We start from the raw sequence: 1,032 nt of genomic DNA, 5'->3' as shown, positions 1-1,032 counted from the left end.
GCGTTAGACCATGCCGATGGTCTCGACAATAACGAACTGACGTTTGAATTACCAGTCTATGCCGTCGATTCTGATGGTGATGATTCCTTGATGTCTCCGTTATCGGTGACCATTGGTGATGACGTCCAAATCATGGCGAACGGCACGCTGGGCATTACCGAGCCGAATTTAGCTGACGGTACGGTGACGACCAATACCATTGATGTAATGACGGCGCAAAGTGCCGATGGCGCAGTGATTACCCAGTTCACTTATGACGGTGGTACCGCTCAAACTCTAGATCCAACAATCACAGGTGAGCAGAAATTTACGTTCACTGAGGGTGATGTGTTCGTCACCATCGAAGGTCACGTGCGCTTTGAGCCAAACCGTGATTTAGACCACGAAGATGGCGATATCGTTAAATCTCTCGTCTTTACGTCAAGCGATGGCGATATCGATGTTGAAACGGCCACTGTCACACTGACGATTATTGATGGTGATATCCCAACGATTGAATCGGTGCCAAGCATCGCGCTTGCTGAAACAGATTTAGCAGATGGCTCTTCTCCAATCGTTGGTGCTGTGAGCCAAACAGAAACCATCACTTTCACTAATCAAAGTGATGACGTTGAGAAATTCCGTTTAGAGCCAAATGAGTTTAATACTAACAATGCGCTCAAGTCCGATGGCTTGATCATTGAGATTCGAGAAGAGCCAACAGGTTCAGGTAATTACATTGGTTTCACGACTGATATTTCGAATGTCGAAACCACGGTATTTACACTCGATTTCAGCAGTACCACTTTAGGTGAGTACACCTTTACGCTTCTGGAAGCGATTGACCACACACCGATTCAAGGCAATAACGATCTAACATTCAACTTGCCAGTTTACGCTGTTGATACCGACGGTGACGATTCGTTAATGTCACCGCTATCAGTCACCATTACCGACGATGTACAAGTGATGGCGAGCGGGGCGCTGAATATTGAAGAGCCAACTGTCGCAGACTTGGCTGCAGGTACGCCAACGACATCCGTTTTCGATGTA

At 47.0% G+C, this 1,032-nt stretch carries 1 protein-coding gene; it reads left to right on the top strand.

The window, feature by feature from the left end; translation table 11 throughout:
- On the top strand, positions 1-1,032 hold a 1,032-nt coding region (locus AB4209_RS22345; RefSeq protein WP_372057436.1), incomplete at both ends, for a hypothetical protein.

Origin of the sequence: Vibrio sp. 10N.286.48.C11 (assembly GCF_041469805.1) — a bacterium.
In the GTDB taxonomy this organism is placed as follows: domain Bacteria; phylum Pseudomonadota; class Gammaproteobacteria; order Enterobacterales; family Vibrionaceae; genus Vibrio; species Vibrio crassostreae_C.
The sequence above is the reverse complement of the archived record's forward strand: the minus strand, read 5'-3'. Positions and strand labels throughout refer to the sequence as shown.